This is a genomic window from Streptococcus cristatus, from assembly GCF_003943535.1.
Taxonomy (GTDB): domain Bacteria; phylum Bacillota; class Bacilli; order Lactobacillales; family Streptococcaceae; genus Streptococcus; species Streptococcus cristatus_L.
The window spans coordinates 564790-583765 of the sequence record NZ_RJPU01000001.1; the positions used below are offsets into that span (position 1 = coordinate 564790).

General features: G+C 41.0%; 13 protein-coding genes. 11 read left to right on the forward strand and 2 right to left on the reverse strand.

The annotated features are described in order from the left end of the window. The first annotated feature begins 55 nt into the window (after positions 1–55). A complete protein-coding gene (locus D8790_RS03105) occupies positions 56–1702 on the forward strand; it encodes a phosphoenolpyruvate carboxykinase (ATP) (RefSeq protein WP_125387537.1) in 1647 nt (548 codons plus the stop codon). Between the two features lie 90 nt (positions 1703–1792). Beyond that, positions 1793–3133, forward strand: a complete 1341-nt coding sequence (locus D8790_RS03110) for a hemolysin family protein (protein ID WP_125387538.1) — start codon at positions 1793–1795, stop codon at positions 3131–3133. A 343-nt stretch (positions 3134–3476) separates the two neighbouring features. Here D8790_RS03110 and treR read toward each other — a convergent pair whose 3' ends face one another. After that, entirely contained in the window at positions 3477–4190 is a 714-nt protein-coding gene (treR, locus tag D8790_RS03115) for a trehalose operon repressor (protein ID WP_125387539.1), read from the reverse strand. 185 nt (positions 4191–4375) lie between these two features. On the opposite strand from treR, the gene treP reads away from it, so the two are divergent. The 3 genes from treP to pflA all read left to right on the forward strand — a co-directional run bounded on the left by treP (position 4376) and on the right by pflA (position 9207). Further along, a complete protein-coding gene (gene treP / locus D8790_RS03120) occupies positions 4376–6343 on the forward strand; it encodes a PTS system trehalose-specific EIIBC component (protein WP_125387540.1) in 1968 nt (655 codons plus the stop codon). A 62-nt stretch (positions 6344–6405) separates the two neighbouring features. Next, on the forward strand, positions 6406–8031 hold the full coding sequence (gene treC, locus D8790_RS03125) for an alpha,alpha-phosphotrehalase (RefSeq protein ID WP_125387541.1): 1626 nt from the start codon (positions 6406–6408) through the stop codon (positions 8029–8031). A gap of 378 nt (positions 8032–8409) precedes the next feature. Continuing rightward, a complete protein-coding gene (gene pflA, locus D8790_RS03130; protein ID WP_005590787.1) occupies positions 8410–9207 on the forward strand; it encodes a pyruvate formate-lyase-activating protein in 798 nt (265 codons plus the stop codon). Between the two features lie 163 nt (positions 9208–9370). Here the strand turns inward: pflA and D8790_RS10735 are convergent, their stop codons facing one another. Further along, the gene (locus D8790_RS10735; protein WP_221765896.1) at positions 9371–9580 is read right to left on the reverse strand and encodes a hypothetical protein; all 210 of its coding nucleotides are present in this window, start codon (positions 9578–9580) and stop codon (positions 9371–9373) included. Positions 9581–9711: 131 nt separating this feature from the next. On the opposite strand from D8790_RS10735, the gene D8790_RS03135 reads away from it, so the two are divergent. The 6 genes from D8790_RS03135 (at position 9712) to secA2 (ending at position 18923) form a co-directional block, all read left to right on the forward strand. Further along, positions 9712–10935 carry a glycosyltransferase gene (locus tag D8790_RS03135; protein ID WP_125387577.1) on the forward strand — a complete coding sequence of 408 codons (1224 nt, stop codon included), beginning with the start codon at positions 9712–9714 and terminating at the stop codon, positions 10933–10935. Between the two features lie 232 nt (positions 10936–11167). Further along, positions 11168–12361 (forward strand): accessory Sec system protein translocase subunit SecY2, encoded by a 1194-nt coding sequence (gene secY2, locus D8790_RS03140; protein ID WP_376739448.1) that lies wholly within the window; start codon positions 11168–11170, stop codon positions 12359–12361. Between the two features lie 6 nt (positions 12362–12367). Continuing rightward, positions 12368–13969, forward strand: coding sequence for an accessory Sec system protein Asp1 (asp1, locus tag D8790_RS03145; protein WP_125387543.1), 1602 nt, complete (start codon positions 12368–12370; stop codon positions 13967–13969). Continuing rightward, the gene (asp2, locus tag D8790_RS03150; RefSeq protein ID WP_125387544.1) at positions 13956–15515 is read left to right on the forward strand and encodes an accessory Sec system protein Asp2; all 1560 of its coding nucleotides are present in this window, start codon (positions 13956–13958) and stop codon (positions 15513–15515) included. The genes asp1 and asp2 overlap by 14 nt, the downstream gene beginning before the upstream one ends. Further along, positions 15512–16546 carry an accessory Sec system protein Asp3 gene (gene asp3, locus D8790_RS03155; protein ID WP_125387545.1) on the forward strand — a complete coding sequence of 345 codons (1035 nt, stop codon included), beginning with the start codon at positions 15512–15514 and terminating at the stop codon, positions 16544–16546. The genes asp2 and asp3 overlap by 4 nt, the downstream gene beginning before the upstream one ends. Beyond that, entirely contained in the window at positions 16536–18923 is a 2388-nt protein-coding gene (gene secA2 / locus D8790_RS03160) for an accessory Sec system translocase SecA2 (protein ID WP_125387546.1), read from the forward strand. The genes asp3 and secA2 overlap by 11 nt, the downstream gene beginning before the upstream one ends. Positions 18924–18976 lie beyond the last annotated feature (53 nt).

Genomic DNA, 18976 nt, shown 5'->3' on the forward strand with positions numbered 1-18976 from the left:
TCATCATTGGATATTTATGCTAAAATAATAGTAATAGCATAAAGGAGGTATCGTTATGGTAACACGTCGTAAATTTTCTCCGCAAGAAATAAGAAAAGATTCTTCTTATTTTTCGCCCTTGAAGACCATTGTAGAGACAGCCTTTTATGAGAATCAGGTGCAGGCAATCAAGACCGTAGAAGAGGCCTATCAACTGGCCTCGGTAGCTGCTGGAACGGTTGTGCTGGACATGCCGGTGATTCATACTAAGGAGCTGGGACTTCCTTCCTATGCCCGCGTTTTATTAACTAACTCGGGGGCGGTTGTCGGCCGAACTGCTAAGGCTAGACGAATTTATGGCAGAGATCGTCAGGAAGATGAGCACTTGCTGTTCCTGGTTCGTAGTGCTGTTTATCAGGCACATCAGAGGACCTTTTATAAGGCAGATGCAGTCGTGGGGCTGGATGAGGACTTCATGGTTTGCGCCCATCTGATGGTGCCTCAGGAAGAAATCAACAATCTCTATTCTTGGCTCTTGAATTTCCAGATTTTGGACGAGGAATTTAAGAATCGCCTACGAGCTTCTAAAAAGTACGAAGAAAACGATATCTTTGTCTTTTTTGACCCTAAATGGAAGCATCCAGACTATCCAGAAGGTTTGGTTTACTTTGATACCAATCATAATTGTGCCGTTATTCTGGGCTTAAATTATTTCGGGGAGCTGAAAAAGGCAACCTTGACTTTGGCGTGGGGAACAGCTGCCAGAAATGGCTATGTTGCCTGCCACGGAGGTCTAAAAATCTTCAAGCAGAAGACGGAAAAAGAAGACTATGTTGCATCTTTCTTTGGTCTATCCGGTTCAGGAAAATCCACATTGACGCATGCCAAACATGATCATAAATATGATATCAAGGTTCTCCATGATGATGCCTTCATTATCTCAGTCAAGGATGGCTCCTCTATTGCCCTCGAACCGTCTTATTTTGACAAGACCAACGACTATCCTACAGGCCATAGTGAGCAGGATTTCTTTGTCACCGTGCAGAACTGTGGAGTGACGCTGGATGAAAACGGGCGGAAAAAGCTAGTAACGGAGGACATCCGCAATGGGAATGGACGGACTGTTAAATCGCGCTTTGCGACTCCAAATCGAGTAGACAGAATTGATGAGCCCATCAACGCTATCTTCTGGATTATGAAAGATGATTCTCTGCCGCCTCTGGTTAAGATCAATGATCCGCTGATGGCTTCCACAATGGGCTGCACTCTGATGACCAAGCGCTCCAATGCCGAGAATGTCACTGGCTTGCACGAAGACTTGGTTATTGAGCCTTATGCCAATCCTTTCCGAGTCTATCCATTGGTGGAAGATTATCGGAAATTCCGTCATTTATTTGAGTCAGGAGTTGCTTGCTACATTATCAATACTGGCTTTTATATGGGTAAAGGTATCTCAAAGGAAGTATCTTTAGACATTATCGAGCAGATTGTAGAGGGAAGAGCTCAATTTAAGCCTTTTGGTCCTCTGGAAGGTTTTGAATATCTGGATTATAAGGGTTATGCTGTTCCAAACTTTGACGACAAATACAGACAGCTCATTCGTGAAAGAATGCAGGTCCGTTTAAACTTTCTATTGGCCTTTAATCAGAAATATCCCAAGACAGCCCTGCCTGTTGGAGCTATTTCTCGGCTAGAAAAAGTCTTGCAGGACTTAGAGGATTAGTCTGCAAAACGCTTTCCCATAAATCCTTGTGCACGAATCCCAAAAATATGTTATAATCAAAGTTGATTATAATTTTTAGGAGAAGAATCCATGGAAGACCCTGGCAGTCAGAGTATTTTATTGCAAGCAATACTGCTATTTGTTTTAACCTTACTAAATGCCTTTTTCTCAGCTTCTGAGATGGCGATGGTGTCGCTCAATCGAGCTCGCGTTGAGCAGAAAGCCGAAGAAGGCGATGCCAAATATGTTCGTTTATTAAAAGTTCTTGAAAGTCCCAATAACTTTCTGTCAACGATTCAGGTCTGTATCACCGTCATCAATATCCTATCGGGGGCAAGCTTTGCGGATAATCTAGGGAAAATCTTTGCTTCTTGGATGGGTGATTCCAAGACGGCGCATGCAGTTGCTAGTTTCTTGGCCCTTGCTCTCTTGACTTATATTTCCATTGTTTTAGGGGAGCTTTATCCTAAGAGAATCGCTATGAATCTTAAGGATAGTTTGGCTATTCGGACAGCACCAGTGATTATCTTTCTGGGGAAAATTGTCAGTCCGTTTGTCTGGTTGCTTTCAGCTTCTACCAATCTTCTCAGTCAGATGACGCCGATGAAGTTTGATGATGCGGATGAAAAAATGACCCGAGATGAGATTGAGTACATGCTGACCAATAGTGAGGAGACGCTGGATGCAGATGAAATCGAAATGCTGCAGGGGATTTTCTCGCTGGATGAAATGGTGGCGCGTGAACTCATGGTGCCACGGACAGATGCCTTTATGGTTGATATTCAGGATGATACCAAGGAAATCATCGAAAGTATCCTCAAGCAAAATTTCTCACGAATTCCTGTCTATGATGGCGATAAGGACAATGTGATCGGCTTGATTCATACCAAGCGCTTGCTAAATGAAGCCTTCGCTAATGGATTCGACAATCTAAACCTCCGCAAGATTCTGCAAGAGCCACTTTTTGTGCCTGAAACGATTTTTGTAGATGATTTGCTCAAATCTCTCCGGAATACCCAAAATCAAATGGCGATTCTGTTGGATGAGTATGGTGGTATGGCAGGTCTCGTGACGCTCGAAGACTTGTTGGAAGAAATCGTCGGTGAAATCGAAGATGAAACAGACAAGGTTGCTATCGAGGTTCATGAAATCGGTGAGAATACCTACATTGTTTTAGGAACGATGACCCTCAATGACTTTAATGAATATTTTGAAGTTGAAATCGATAGTGATGATGTGGACACTATTGCTGGTTATTATCTGACTGGTGTTGGAACTATTCCAAATCCAACAGAACGGCTCAGCTATGAAGTTGAAAGCCAGAATAAAAAACTGATTTTGACCAATGACAAGGTTAAAAATGGCCGTGTCACTAAGGTAAAAGTGGAAATATCTGAAATGATTGAAGAAGATGAAGAAGCTGAAAAATAAATTCAGCTTCTTTTGTTTTAAGTTTTCCGCAAGATTTTTATAAGGAATGCTTAAGCTGAAAGTCCTATACTAGTCTCAACAAATAAGAAACGAGGGCAGTCCAATGACATATAAAGTAAAAGTAACCTATCAGAAATCATTCATTCGCTCCAAGTTAAACGAAGCAGCCTAACCAGTACTAGCAATAGAAGCAAGAAATAGATTCTCGTATAAGAATTTCATACATTTTTCATATCATCTCCTAAATATAAAACTAAAAAACAAACCAAAGAACAGGAAAACTCCTCTGCTCGCTAGATTTTAGCTGACAGAGGAGATTTTTTATGCTCGCTGAATCAAGACTTCATTCTTTCTGCCGAGTAGCAAAGTCCACAAAGCGAAATTTATCTAGTTTGTGTCGACTCTCCGTGTATTGAAACTGGCGGCCATCAGCTAGATAAACCTGAGATTTAACGGAAACGACATGCTGGTCTCGGCCGATGTCCAGAAGGATCTGGTCTTGGTCACTAACATGATCGATTGTAATTTCTTTTCTGGCATAGGCAATGTTAAGCTTTAAGGTTTTTTCCAAGTAGGCATAGATAGAATGTTCCCCGATTTCTCTGGTCAGATCTGGCACCAAGCTTTTATCTAGATAGTCAATATCCAAGACAGAAGCAATGTTGTCGACCACTCGCTGTCGGACAATGCGCCAAACCAAGCGGTACTCTGGAAAGCCGGTTGTTTTTGAGAGCTTTTTATCTACAGTGATCTTATCAAGGCTGATGACATTGGTCTTGGATTGAAGCTGATGCTGTGCCACTAATTCTTGATAACTGGTTAAGTTAGAAACAGGGAAATCTAGTTGTTCCTGTTTGACGACTTTGGAGCCCTGCCCCCGCACTTTCTCAATCAGTCCCTCTTCTTGCAAGAGCGCTAAAGCCTTGCGAACCGTATCCCGACTGACTTGGTAGATTTCCATTAGCTGATGTTCACTAGGAAGAAAGTCACCGAGCTGGTATTTTTCGCCTAAAATATCTCTTTCAAGTTGTTTGAATAATTGTTTGTATTTCTTCATAAAACCCTCACTTGTATTATCTTTACCATACAACTATCAAAATTTTAGCAGAAATTCCTCCTTTTCACAACAAACAAGTTGCATACAAGATTGTTATCGATTACAATTGAGTTTGTAAGCTAGTTAAGAAACTAGCGAGATCAAAATATAAGGAGAGTGCTGGATGATTTCCAGCCACAAGTCAAATGGGAAAATTTGAAAAGGAAGCTAAGGATTTGCTGAAGGCAATTGGCGGCAAAGAGAATGTTACAGCGGTCACTCACTGTGCGACTCGGATGCGTTTTGTACTTGGTGACGAAAAGAAAGCTAATGTTAAGACCATTGAAGCCATTCCAGTCGTAAAAGGAACTTTTACTAATGCTGGGCAATTCCAAGTGATTATTGGAAATGATGTGCCGATTTTTTATAATGATTTCACAGCTGTATCTGGTATCGAGGGTGTTTCCAAAGAAGCAGCCAAGTCAGCAGCTAAGAGTAATCAAAATCCAATTCAGCGGGTCATGACGACTCTAGCTGAAATCTTCACTCCAATCATTCCGGCCTTGATTGTCGGTGGATTGATCCTCGGCTTTCGGAATGTTCTTGAAGGTGTTCATTGGTCTATGTTGGATGGGAAAACCATCACAGAGGTGTCTCAATTCTGGGCTGGGATCAACCATTTCTTGTGGCTTCCAGGTGAAGCGATTTTCCAATTCTTACCAGTAGGAATCACTTGGTCTGTTTCTCGTAAGATGGGAACTAGCCAGATTCTGGGTATTGTATTAGGTATCTGCTTGGTGTCACCGCAGTTGCTCAATGCTTACGCAGTGGCATCGACACCAGCAGCTGAAATTGCTAAGGACTGGGTTTGGGATTTCGGTTTCTTCACTGTTAATCGTATCGGTTACCAAGCGCAGGTCATTCCAGCTTTGCTAGCAGGACTTTCCTTGTCTTATCTAGAAATCTTCTGGCGGAAACATATTCCAGAAGTGGTTTCTATGATTTTTGTGCCTTTCTTATCATTGATTCCAGCCTTGATCTTGGCTCACACAGTCTTGGGTCCTATCGGTTGGGCAATTGGTCAGGGGCTTTCAACAGTCGTACTTGCAGGTTTGACTGGTCCTGTTAAATGGCTCTTTGGTGCTGTCTTTGGTGCCCTTTATGCTCCGTTTGTTATCACTGGTCTTCACCATATGACCAATGCGATTGATACTCAGTTGGTAGCGGATGCTGGTGGTACTGGTCTTTGGCCAATGATTGCTCTGTCAAATATCGCTCAAGGCTCAGCTGTTTTTGCTTATTACCTTATGAATCGTCACGATGAACGGGAAGCACAAATTTCCTTACCAGCTACTATTTCGGCTTACCTTGGTGTTACGGAACCAGCCCTTTTCGGGGTCAATGTCAAGTACATCTATCCATTCGTTGCAGGGATGATTGGTTCATCTATTGCTGGTCTGCTCTCTGTAACCTTTAATATCACAGCCAATGCTATCGGGATTGGTGGCTTACCGGGTATTCTTTCTATCCAGGCAAAATATATGCTTCCATTTGCGGGGGTGATGCTTGTCGCAATCGCTGTGCCAATGGCTTTGACTTTCTTCTTCCGCAAAGCAGGATTTTTCACAAAAACGGAAGATGATACAGAACTACAAGCAGAATTTGCAGCCCAAGAAGAAGCGGAATTTGCTCATCAAGAAACAAAGATTGTCGCACCAGTAGAAATCGTCAGCCCTCTTGCTGGTCAAGTAAAAGAACTCAGTCAGGCAACCGATCCAGTATTTTCATCAGGTGTGATGGGACAAGGTTTAGTGATTGAGCCAAGTGAAGGTGAGTTGGTGTCACCTGTGAACGGTACGGTGACTGTTCTCTTCCCAACCAAACATGCCATCGGTATCGTATCAGACGAAGGTGTGGAAATGCTTATGCATATTGGTATGGATACGGTCGGTCTAGACGGCAAGGGCTTTGAAGCCCATATTGCGCAAGGCGATCATGTGACTATTGGACAAAAACTGATTAGTTTTGATATGGATGTTATCAAGGCTGCAGGGCTCGTGACAGAAACACCTATCATTATCACCAACCAGGATGCTTTTGTAGCAGATATAAGTGGAGAGTATCCTGGTTATATCAAACGCGGTGATAAATTGATGACAGTAAAACGCATCTAGGAATAGTTAACTCATGGGATGGTGGCTCTGAGCCCCTCCCTTTTATCAAAAAAGGAGAAAATATGACACTTGATAAAACAAAGGTTGTCTACCAAATTTATCCAAAATCTTTTAAAGACACTACTGGCAACGGTTTGGGAGATTTTCGCGGGATTATTGAAAAACTTCCCTATCTGAAAGAGCTGGGAGTGGACATGATCTGGCTCAATCCTTTCTATCCGAGTCCACAGAGGGACAACGGTTACGATATTTCTGATTACACTGCGGTAGATCCTATCTTTGGAGATATGGCAGATTTTGAAGAGATGGTCAAGGTCGGCCAGCAGCATGGTATTGACTTTATGCTGGACATGGTTCTCAATCATTGCTCTATTGAGCATGAGTGGTTCCAAAAGGCGCTGGCTGGGGATTCCTACTATCAGGATTTCTTTATCCTGCGGGATGAGCCGACGGACTGGCTATCCAAGTTTGGTGGCAGTGCCTGGGCGCCATTTGGCGATACGGGCAAATATTATCTGCATCTTTATGATGTTACTCAAGTAGATCTTAACTGGCGCAATCCCAATGTTCGTCAAGAACTCTTCAAGGTGGTGAATTTTTGGCGGGATAAAGGAGTCAAGGGCTTCCGCTTTGATGTCATCAATGTCATCGGAAAAGATGAGGTGCTGATGGACTGTCCAGAGCAGGAGGGCAAGCCAGCCTATACTGATAAGCCAATTGTTCATGACTATCTGCGCATGATGAACGAAGCGACCTTTGGGCAGGACGATTCTGTTATGACGGTTGGTGAAATGAGTGCTACGACGATTGAAAATTGCATCCTTTACACCGCACCAGATCGGCAGGAGCTATCTATGGCCTTTAATTTCCATCATCTCAAGGTGGACTATGAAGATGGACAGAAGTGGACGCTTAAGGCTTTTGATTTTGAAGAGTTAAAACACCTTTTCCATACTTGGGGCAAGGAAATGAGCGATCATGATGGCTGGTCAGCACTTTTCTGGAACAACCATGATCAGCCGCGAGCTCTCAACCGCTTTGTTGATGTACAGAATTTCCGCAACGAAGGAGCGACCATGTTGGCAGCCAGTATTCATCTGTCGCGTGGGACGCCTTATATCTACATGGGTGAGGAGATTGGCATGGTGGACCCTGACTACGACTCCATGGAAGATTATGTGGATGTCGAGTCTCTCAATGCTTACCAGAGTCTGCTTGCTGAAGGTCAATCGCCAGAGGCAGGCTTCAGGATTATCAAGGCTAAATCTCGTGATAATTCTCGGACGCCTATGCAGTGGGATGATTCAGTCAATGCAGGTTTTACAACAGTAACTCCATGGCTGAAGGCGGGCAAATCCTATCCTCTCATCAATGTGGAAAATGAAATCAAGGGCCCGATATTTACCTTTTATCAGAAATTGATTGCCCTGCGTAAGGAACTACCTATCATCGCAGAGGGCAGCTATCAGCCAGCCTATGAGGATAGTCCTCAGGTCTATGCCTTTGAGCGGGAGTGGCAAGGACAAAAACTTTTAGTCCTCAACAACTTCTATGCTGATCCGATTACTGTGGACATCCTGCCAGATTATCAAAATGGCCAGGTGCTGATTTCAAATTACGAGGAGCCAGCAGTAGCCGCGACCATGACCTTGAAACCCTATGAAACGTTATCTATTCTAGTGAAATAATGATTAAAACCAGCTTAAGCTTCTTTTAAGTATGGTGCAGTATACTAGAAGCATCAAATGAAGACCTCTTAACTTTATTTGATAGAAGGAATCCTTTAGTTTAACAGATGAGCAGCTGTTATAGCTATAGTTCCGCACCTTTTTTTCATAACAATCTCCGAAAAGGTCGCCCTCTAGGGCGGCTTTTTTATGGAGAAAGCTGGAAACGGAGAAAAGCAATTTCAAGAAAAACTGAAAAACTCTATCTGTTGTAACACAATGAAAATGAAACTGAAAAACAGTTTATTTTCTAAAAAATAGGCAGAATCTATCTATTTTCACTATAATCGTGGTATAATGTAGTTATAGTAAAACGTTTTCAGGTACAAGAGGATTATTATGGTTGAAGAAGCGATTGATTATGGGAAAGTAACAGGAATGGTGCACTCTACAGAGAGTTTTGGGGCAGTGGATGGACCAGGTATCCGCTTCATCGTCTTTCTGCAGGGCTGTCATATGCGTTGTCAATATTGCCACAATCCAGATACTTGGGAGATGGAGACTAACAAGTCTCAACTGCGGACTGTGGATGATATCTTACAAGAAGCCCTTCGTTACAAAGGTTTCTGGGGCAATAAAGGTGGCATTACCGTCAGCGGGGGAGAGGCACTTCTACAAATTGACTTTTTGATTGCCTTCTTTACCAAGGCCAAAGAGCTGGGGATACATTGTACGCTGGATACTTGCGCCCTGCCTTTTAGAAATACGCCTCGTTATCTAGAAAAGTTTAATAAACTGATGGCGGTGACGGATTTGGTCTTGCTGGATATCAAGGAAATTAATGAAGCGCAGCATAGAATCGTGACTACTCAGACCAATAAAAATATCCTGGCCTGTGCAAAATATCTCTCAGATATTGGAAAGCCAGTGTGGATTCGTCACGTTCTGGTGCCAGGCTTAACGGACCGTGATGAGGACTTGATTGAGCTAGGTAAATTTGTCAAAACACTCAAGAACGTTGATAAGTTTGAAATCCTTCCTTACCATACTATGGGAGAATTCAAGTGGCGGGAGTTGGGCATTCCTTATTCACTGGAAGGTGTGAAGCCACCGACTGCTGACCGGGTCAAGAATGCCAAGGAGCTGATGCAAACGGAATCCTATACCGAATACATGAATCGAGTGCATAATAACTAGGTGATGTAAGTAGGGTAAGATGAGGCTGGGACAAAAGTCCTAGCCTCTCAATTGTCTTTGGCTTGTCGAGCAAGACGCAGTGGTTGAGTGGGCTCTACTACGCTGATTTCATCATCTTTTACAGCCCTACTCAACTGTGCGGAGGTGGGACAACGAAATCGAATTATAATGAATTACCGATTTCTGTCCCACTCTCATTTTTCTCAATAAAATACCAGCTAATTCTTCGGGATAGCCTAATTTTATAAGATTTGATAGCAAGATCAGCACGTATTTCAAGACGTTGCCGGTAGTGGCTGTCTGATTTTAAAAGGATGTAGATATTAGAGGCGTTTATAGCAAGCTTTCTTCTTTTTGCCTGCTTAGCTTTCACCTCTATTTTAAGGCTAGAAAAGTTAGGTCTAGCTTTCAAGAAGGTGTTTGAATAAAGGCGGAATTTATGGTATAATAAAGCCTAATAGCGATTTTTTTAGAGAATTGAATAAGCTTAGTGGGAGTAGTGTTTTGGAAAAGAAAAAAGCCATTGTGGTTTCGGGAGATTACGGGTATATTAGACAGATTGAAACGACCATAAAATCTCTTTGCTGTCATCATAAAAATCTAGATATTTATGTTTTCAATCAGGATATTCCTCAAGAATGGTTTTACTATACGCGTCGGAAGGTAGAAGCATCTGGCAGTCAGTTGAACGATGTGAAATTGTTTAATGACCAGATTGACGATCAGGTGAAATCGAAATGGGAAGCTGGAACTTACGCTCATATCAACTATATGGCCTATGGGCGCTATTTTATACCGAATTACGTTGCAGCAGATAAAGTCTTATATTTAGATTGTGATATTGTTGTGACACGAAATCTGGACCATCTTTTTGAGATAGATCTGGAGGATTATTATGTAGCAACGACTCGCGCGACATATGGAGTAGGCTTTGGCTTTAATTCTGGAATGATGCTCATCAATAATAAGCGTTGGCGTGAAGAAAACATGGCTCAGCAATTGGTCGAGTTGACAGATAGAGAATTAGCCAATTTTACTGAAGGTGATCAGTCTATCTTGAATTTGATGTTTGAGGGCAAAAAACTTGATTTGGAAGATACTTACAATTTTCAAATCGGTTTTGACATGGGAGCTGCGCTAGATAAGCATGACTGGATTTTCGAAATCCCACTCTCTCCACTACCTGCTGTTTTGCATTATATTTCTGGTCAAAAACCATGGAATACTGTTTCCAACATGCGTCTGCGTGAAGTATGGTGGTTTTACAATTCTCTTGATTGGTCTACAATTATTGAGACAGATGAATTTGATGTCGAGAAAGCTATTAAACAGAGGAATGAAGGCTTTGCTCTCCACTGTGTAACCTTGACAAACTCAGATAGGTTAGAGGGAATTGAAGATTTGGTGAATGCATTACCAAACTGTCTATTTCATATTGCTGCCTACACACAGATGTCTGATAAGTTACTCAAACTGATGGCTTATGAAAATGTTCGCTTGCACCCTGCAATTTTGCCATATCCTTTGAGAGATTTACTTGCGAGCAGCGACATTTATCTTGATATCAATCACGATCAGAAATTCGATACTGTAATTAGAGAGTTTCAAGAGTCTGGTAAGCCTGTTTATGCCTTTGATAATGTACAAACAGAAGGGGTTTCAGAGCGAGTATTCTCACATGAGAATTATCAGGAAATGGTGGAAAAAATTCGATCAGATTTTAATTAAATGACGATTGCCCCACATTTTGTAATCAAAATAGAGAAAGCAAGTTGATTCCTTATCTATAATTCTATGGAATGGGCTTGCTTTCTTAAGTCTTTGGCTTAAAAGACAAGTTTATGTATGAAAAGAGGACTCTGGGCAAGTCCAAAATACAAATAAAGGATAATAAATGGAGCACTTTGGTCTTAAGAAAAAGAAGCATCAGAATATTTTTAGAAAGAGAATCTTCTTTACAATGTTCATTATAGCTATTTATATATTAGGAAGACATATCTTGCTTCCGGGCTACAATGGCAGTATGCAAGCTTTTCGGATAAAGGAAGACAATCCCTTGGCCGCTTTGTATTTGCTGGCAGGAATTGATGTTTCTCAGATTTCAGTATTTTCTTTGGGCTTAGGACCTTGGATTACGACGATGATTGTATGGCAAGTCATGAACCTAAAGAAAAGCTGGAATATACAATCTTGGTCTCTTAAAAAAACGGATTTCTTTCAAAAAATTCTAACCTTATTCTTTGCGATTGTGCAGGGACTTGCCATTATGTACACTGCTTATAGAGGAAATGGTCGTTTTCTACTTCTGGTGGATGACTGGCTCTATAATGCAGCAGTTTTAACTACGGTTGTGACAGGTAGTTTTATCATTATCTGGTTATCAAGTCTCAATACTCGTAAGGGAGTGGGAGGGTCAACCATCATCATTATCTCAGGGATTTTGCTCCAGTTTGCCAATCAATTAATAATCTTGATTGGTCAATCTCTGTCTTCTCTCCGAGGCGGAATGATGTTAGTTGCTGCGGCGATAGCTTATCTTCTTTTGACTTTTGTTGCTGTTGTATGTGAGAAAGCGGAGATACGATTGCCTCTTAATCGGATCATGTTAAGCAGTCGTTACAATGATAAATCTTATTTGCCAATTAAGTTCATTCCTTCTGGCGGAATGCCCATCATGTATGCAACAAGTGTCTTGATGTTGGTCCAATTATTAGTAGACTGGACAGGAAAAAGATTTTCAGTAAAAATTGGGAATATATTTGACTTTACAAAACCTCTGAGTCTCCTTATTTACCTAGTTGCGATTTACCTCTTGGCTATTTTGTTTGCCTATATTAATTTGGAACCGGAAGAGACTGCCAAGCGCTTGCAGCGTCAGGGAGAATACTTTGACTATATTCAGCCTGGGAAAGAAACCTTAAAAGTGTTAAAACACTATATTTCTTTGCAAGCAAATACAGGAGCGATCTATCTAATCTTGTATGTAGGTCTGCCTTATTTTGTTCATTTCTTCTTGCCTTTACCAAGTTTCTTTTTGACCTTGCCCAGCACGCTAGTTATTCTGATTAGTATGCTCATACCTTTGCGCGAAGAAATACGAATCTTGAGAATTGGGACTTATTATCATAGAGAATTAGAACTTAAAGGAGAATAGTGGGATATGTTTTACTTTGTACCTTCCTGGTATAAACAAGATCGAAAATGGTATTCTACCGCCCTACCTTTCTATCATGCACCGAAAAATATGATGTTTGATGATGCCGTAAATTTGCTGCGGATGTTTCAACAATCAGGCGAATCCAACTCTATCCTGATTTTGAATTACTCGCCTCATATTCGGACCTTCTTTTATCAACAGAGAATCTCGTCAGAAGACATGTGGAATCTATTTGATAGCATACAAGGTCTGACAGATGTGCCAGCACGAAAGATTCGTTTGGATGATTTGAAATGGCCTGAGGGAGCAGAAATCTTTTATACTCCATTTAAGGTGGATGTTTACGTCAATCGTGCACCTCATGCTCAGATTAATTTTTCACAAATAGGTAATATTTTTGATATTACCTATTTTGAAAATAATCAGATGGATTATCAACTTATTTTTGATGACCGTGGCTTTGTCTCCAGTATTATCTACTTTGAGTATAATCAGCCTTACTATCAGGACTATCTGAATGCGAATGGTGTATGGCAGTTTAGAGAGTTTTTGACAGCTGATAACCAGCAGGTCATTATCAATCCTGAGGCACAGGGCACATTTGCTAAGGATGTTTATCAGAATATTGAAGAGCTTGTTAAAGAAAAGCTAGAGCAGCATTTGGCTTCTGTCTTAACCAAGGATGATTCAATTATTGTTTCAGCAGATGTGCAGCATAATCATTTTTTCCAACAGATTAAGAAGGATCATCTTGTTGTTCTGTCCTTCTTTGGCAATCGTTATCCGATTACAAATACAGAACAGCTCTTGTCTGATTTAAAAGATACCCCATTTTTTGTGGTAGATAGCTTGGATAAAATCGTGAAGATTGCAGAACAAGTGGGGGAAGTAGAAGAAGAGCAACTTCCTGCTTATTATGAGATTCCACCCTATGACACACAGTTGAATCTTGGGCATAGTCAGCGGAAAAAAGAGTTGATTATCTATGTCAATTTCGATACTTTACCAGAACATCATCTTCAATATGTGTTTACTTCCTTGTTTGATATGATGTTGCAACATGAGTGGATTGACTTATTGGTTGGGACGCAGAGTCAGGATTTTGGTCGAGAAGCTTCTATTCGACAGTTTCTTGAGGAATCTTTATCATCAACAAAGTATGCAGAAAAATTGCTTCTTGTTGACAAAGATAAGGCTGCTAAGAGTGGCGATCCACGCTTAGAAGATGATGATAGCCTCAGAGAGCGAATTGATACTGTGGTGATTCATAGTGATACCGATTTGGCGAAGGCTCTGAAGTATGTTCGGGTCATCTTGGATTTGGGAAGCCCGGCAGATATACGAACTCAAATTGCGGGTATCAGTGGAGGGATTCCTCAAGTGAATTTGTATAATTCTTCCTATGTGAAGCATGGCGAAAATGGTTGGATCATGAATGATATTTCTAACCTGAGAGGGGCACTCTTGTATTACCTCACAGATTTGGAACACTGGAATCAGTCTTTGGTGCATTCGGTTAAGAGGATTGAGCTGTATACAAGGGGAGAAATTGTCGAAATGTGGAAAAATACGATAAAGGAATTAAAGCTAAATGAACAAAATTAGTGTCCTACAGATTGCCAATGAGAATTGGCAGCACCAATATGAGATTCCTAGTAATATCGCATGGACATTTGTTAAACCAGAAGATATCATGTCTCTCTTGCCAGAAGATATTGGTATTTTAAAAAAGGATGGGAAGAAACCGAAGGCTGCTAAGCCCTATGATGTTGTCTTGGTAGATACTGTCGAACATTTTGAGTACATCACAGTATTGGACAGCTTAATTCAGGTTTACCGCTTGTTTTATCATGAGCGCTGTCAGATTACTACGAGAACCTTGGACAGATTCCTTATGCGCAAAAAGGCGGTCAAGTCTGTTTTTGAAGATCCTGCTCAGCTGTTGTATCTATTCTCTAGAGGCTTTTCTTCTCAGCAAAGTGGTACCAAGCTCAGTGTCAATCACTTGACGATTAATCCTTATTTCAAGGGTCAGATTGACTATGAAGGAACCAACTATCTCCGTCTGTGTGGGGAATTTGGTGAGGATTACAAAACCATAGCGACTTATCAGTACAATATTTTTTTGAGTGGAGATACTCCTTTGGATTTGTGGCCAGAGTTCAGGCACTCGGATGATTGCTTGCTTCGTTATGTCATCAGAGGCTACCCAGTTGGAAGCTCTCCAATGCAAGAGTGGATTTATGATAAAGAAGCTTTTGATAAGCCTCTCATTTTGGATACCAGCGATTCTTGTTACCTAAGCGTCAGCGTCCAAGCAAAAGGGCAAGGCATTGTGAAAATTGGACCTTTCCACCATCGCCACTCTCATTTAGGTTATGGGGACTTGTTGGTTGGTGGAAATCGTGTTGTGGATAAAAATCGAGAGGAATTGATTTACTATTTCCATCCTGGTGATTTGAAGCCACCTCTCAATATTTATTTTTCTGGTTATCGTCCAGCTGAAGGATTTGAGGGATACTGGATGATGAACAATTTGGGAGCGCCTTTCTTGTTGATTGGAGATCCACGTTCTGAGGGTGGTGCTTTCTATCTCGGCTCAGAAGAGCTAGAGCAAAAGCTTGTTCAGGTTATTCATCACTGCTTAGATGAATTAGGCTTTACAAGGGATCAGTTGACCTTATCCGGACTATCAATGGGGACCTTTGGAGCCCTGTATTATGCTTCCAAGTTAGAGCCTCATGCAGTGATTGTTGGTAAGCCCTTAGTAAATTTAGGCGATATTGCAGAGAATGAATCCACGATTCGTCCTGGAGGTTTTCCTACTTCTTTAGATTTGGTGCTTCGTACAACAGGAGAATTATCAGAGGAAGGAATAGCTCAACTTAATGAGCACTTCTGGACAGCATTCAAAGAAGCTAATTTTTCAAGGACGAAATTTATTGTGTCTTATATGTATCATGATGACTACGATGGTACGGCCTACCCTGATATGCTAGAAGAGCTAGGAAAGCGAGCTTATCGCGTTAATGTCATTAGTAAAGGATTGACTGGACGACACAATGATGATACGCAAGGAATTGTCGAATGGTTCTTTAATCAATATAAAACTTTATTAGTGAATAGTTTTGAAAGGAAGTTTGATTCGTGAGATACAAGGAAGAAATCTATTTTGCTTATTGGGATATGCAAAGTGTATCACAGTATCTATATGGATCGTCTGTGAAGCTGCTAGCAGATGGGCATGTTTTATATGAGAATCAGTTCATGCCGTCTGGTACAGTCATTCATGAATGGCATTCGCAGGCAAACTATCAGGCTTTACGAAATACAAGTCAGCTTCCTGAATTGAAGCGAGGAGAAAAATATATCTTTGGCAGCCATCTGGAGACTCTTCCTGAAAATTCGACCTACTTGAAGATTGAATTTATGAATGCGCGTGATGAGGAGATTTTTAATCAAATCATTAAGCAGGGTGAGACCATGAGCGTCCGCGTTCCTAACAATACCCATCATTATAAAATTCAATTAGTGAGTTCAGGTTGCCATCGTTTCTTGTTTGAAAGCATCTATATTGCCGAAGAAGGTGTGGCAGATTATACTGTCGATCGCTATTGGATTTCGAAATTGTTGCATAAGGACGTCAATCAAGAGACGATTTACGTTTGCTTTACGGAGCCTGATTTCAATCGGACGGGCTACATTCCAGAAATTGTTCGGGAGCATTTTCCAAATTTGTTGGTAGTCAATTCTTCCTACAAAGACGCTCTTTTGTATATGGAAAAAGAGTTCTTCGAAATCTTACTTGGAACAATTGAAAAGCTGGCTCGAGAATATTCTTTTGAAAAGGTCGCTTTTGCTGGCTATGGGCCGATTTCAAATATGGCAGCCTTACTTTACTCACAGCAATTTGAAAATGCCTATGCTTTAGTGACTGATGATTTCATGCCAGAATTGGATTATCAGCACGTTCTTGATCGCTATCGAAATAGGGTGAATTATCCTTTATTTAGAGATTTGCTGCTGGAACGCTTCAATTCAGCTAGAGTAAAAGAGTATGCCCATCTGAAAAATAGGCCACGGGTACTAACCAAAATTGATTATTTGTTGGATCAGTCCTTTTTGCTTCAAAAAATAGACTTGGAGAAAACGGAAGAGTGGATGAGAAAGAATGAAGCCTAAAAAATTACATTTAGCTAATTCCTTTAAACTAAGGCGTTATAAAAAAATCTTAGAAAAGATTAATCAGCTTTCTGACGATTATGCAGCCATGTCAGATAAAGAATTGCAGTCCAAAACTCAATGGTTTAAAGAACGTCTTGCTAAGGGAGAAAGGCTGCAGGAAATTTTACCAGAAGCCTATGCCACCATTCGTGAAGCGGCTAAGCGCGTCTTGGGGCTCTACCCTTACGATGTACAAATCTTAGGTGCCTTAGTCATGCAAGACAATCAGATTGCCGAGATGAGGACGGGAGAGGGCAAAACACTAACAGCAATTCTTCCCTTGTACTTAAATGCTTTGACTGGAAACAGCACCATCTTGGTTACGGCCAATGAATATTTGGCGATACGCGATGCTAAACAAATGGCTCCTGTTTTTCATTACTTAGGAATGACAGTTGGGATTGGTGTTTCAGAAAATCCAGCTAAAAGATTGAAGGTTGCGCAAAAGCAGCGGATTTATCAAAGTGATATTGTGTATACAACACATAGTGCGCTGGGATTTGATTACCTTGAAGAAAATTTAGCGACCTCTCAAGCAAAGAAATTTTTGCCTAAGTTCTATTTCTGTTTAGTAGACGAGGTTGATGCAGCTCTCTTGGATAGTGCACAGATGCCTCTGATTATATCAGGCTCTCCTCGGGTTCAGTCTAATCTGTTTCTTTCCTGCGATGAATTTGTTAAGACCTTGAAGGAAGAGGAAGATTTTAAGCTGGATTCGACTCGGACTTCAGTCTGGTTGACGAGACAAGGTGTCAAGGAAGCAGAAGTCTACTTCCGTGTACAAAATGCCTACGATCCAAATAACTACCAACTGATCCGTCAAATCAATTTGGCCTTAAGGGCCAATCATTTATTTGAAAAAGATCGTCAGTATACTGTAGAAAATGGCGAAGTCAAGTTGATGGATGAGGCAACAGGGCGAGTTTTAGAAGGGAATAAACTCCAATCTGGTTTGCACCAAGCCTTGGAAGCGAGAGAACGCGTAAAGATTTCCTTAGAAACACGCTCCATGGCCTCTATTACCTATCAAAATCTGTTCAAGATGTTTCCTAAATTGGCGGGGATGACGGGTACAGGGAAGGTCTGTGAAGATGAATTTCGTGAAGTGTATGACTTGGGAGTAGTCGTTGTACCAACTAGAAAACCCAATCAACGGATTGATTATCCAGATGAGATTTATCTAACTATCCCTCAAAAACTTTATGCTTCTTTGGATTATATTAAAAAACTACACAAAAAGGGGCAGCCAGTTCTGATTGCGACAGGATCGGTAAGAATGTCAGAAATTTACTCTATGCTCCTATTGCAGGAAGGAATTGCTCATAATGTGCTAAATGCCTACAATGCAGCAAAAGAAGCAGAGATGATTGCACAGGCTGGTCGGCGTTCTGCGGTAACCGTCGCAACCTCTATGGCTGGTCGGGGAACGGATATTATTTTAGAAGAAGGCGTTGCTAAATTAGGCGGACTGGCGGTTATTGGAACAGAGAGAATGTCCAGTGAACGAGTGGACTTGCAGCTTCGTGGTCGTGCAGGTCGTCAAGGCGCGCCTGGATTAAGTAAATTCTTTGTTTCACTCGAAGATGATATTATCACAAAGACTGGCAGTAAGTGGATCAATGATTTTTATCAGAAAGAAGTCTCCAAGCCAGAGGAAAAGCAGAAGGTTCATCTAAAATCGGTTCGTATTAAATATGAGGTGACAGAAGCTCAGAGAAACAGCGATAATGCGGCAGCTGCTTCAAGACGATCAACGGAGCAGTATGACGAAAGTATCCGAATTCAACGGCAAATCATTTATAATAAGCGCAATGACATTATTGCTCATTCTGACTTTAAACTAGAATATTTTTTATCTGTTTTATCAGATGCTATGGACGCCTATATGAAGAAGCATCCATTTAGAGAGCAGGCCGATTTGTATCGATTTGTTTTGGATAACATTAGCTACTATTGTCAAGACATTCCAAGAGATTTAGATGTGACAAACATTCGTCAAGTTAAGAAGTTCCTATCAAAGCTTTTCATTGAAGAATATCAGCGAAAACGCGATATAATTGAGGATTCAGAACTATTTGGGCAGCTTCAACGTATTGCAGTGTTAAGAGCAGTGGATGATTGCTGGGTGGAGCAAGTTGACTATCTCCAACAATTTCAAACTTTAGTGGTTAGTCAAGGTTATGCGCAAAAGAATCCTGTATATGAGTTTCATAAAGAGGCTTTTGAGTCATATAAGAGAATGAATGCAGACATGAATCTTAAAATTATAAAAAATATGGCGCTTAGTTATGTCAATGTTCAGCCTACAGGGAAATTAGAGGTTTTCTTTGGCTAAAGTTTTGACAGATTGTGCTATAGACTTTATAATAAGGATATAACTGCATTCGG

Excerpts from the sequence above, each read along its gene's own strand:
- secA2 (WP_125387546.1), top strand. The coding sequence starts at position 16,536 with ATGAAGCCTAAAAAATTACATTTAGCTAATTCCTTTAAACTAAGGCGT.
- D8790_RS03105 (WP_125387537.1), top strand. The coding sequence starts at position 56 with ATGGTAACACGTCGTAAATTTTCTCCGCAAGAAATAAGAAAAGATTCT.
- pflA (WP_005590787.1), top strand. The coding sequence starts at position 8,410 with ATGGTTGAAGAAGCGATTGATTATGGGAAAGTAACAGGAATGGTGCAC.
- asp1 (WP_125387543.1), top strand. The coding sequence starts at position 12,368 with ATGTTTTACTTTGTACCTTCCTGGTATAAACAAGATCGAAAATGGTAT.
- treR (WP_125387539.1), bottom strand. The coding sequence starts at position 4,190 with ATGAAGAAATACAAACAATTATTCAAACAACTTGAAAGAGATATTTTA.
- treP (WP_125387540.1), top strand. The coding sequence starts at position 4,376 with ATGGGAAAATTTGAAAAGGAAGCTAAGGATTTGCTGAAGGCAATTGGC.
- secY2 (WP_376739448.1), top strand. The coding sequence starts at position 11,168 with ATGTTCATTATAGCTATTTATATATTAGGAAGACATATCTTGCTTCCG.
- D8790_RS03110 (WP_125387538.1), top strand. The coding sequence starts at position 1,793 with ATGGAAGACCCTGGCAGTCAGAGTATTTTATTGCAAGCAATACTGCTA.
- asp2 (WP_125387544.1), top strand. The coding sequence starts at position 13,956 with ATGAACAAAATTAGTGTCCTACAGATTGCCAATGAGAATTGGCAGCAC.
- treC (WP_125387541.1), top strand. The coding sequence starts at position 6,406 with ATGACACTTGATAAAACAAAGGTTGTCTACCAAATTTATCCAAAATCT.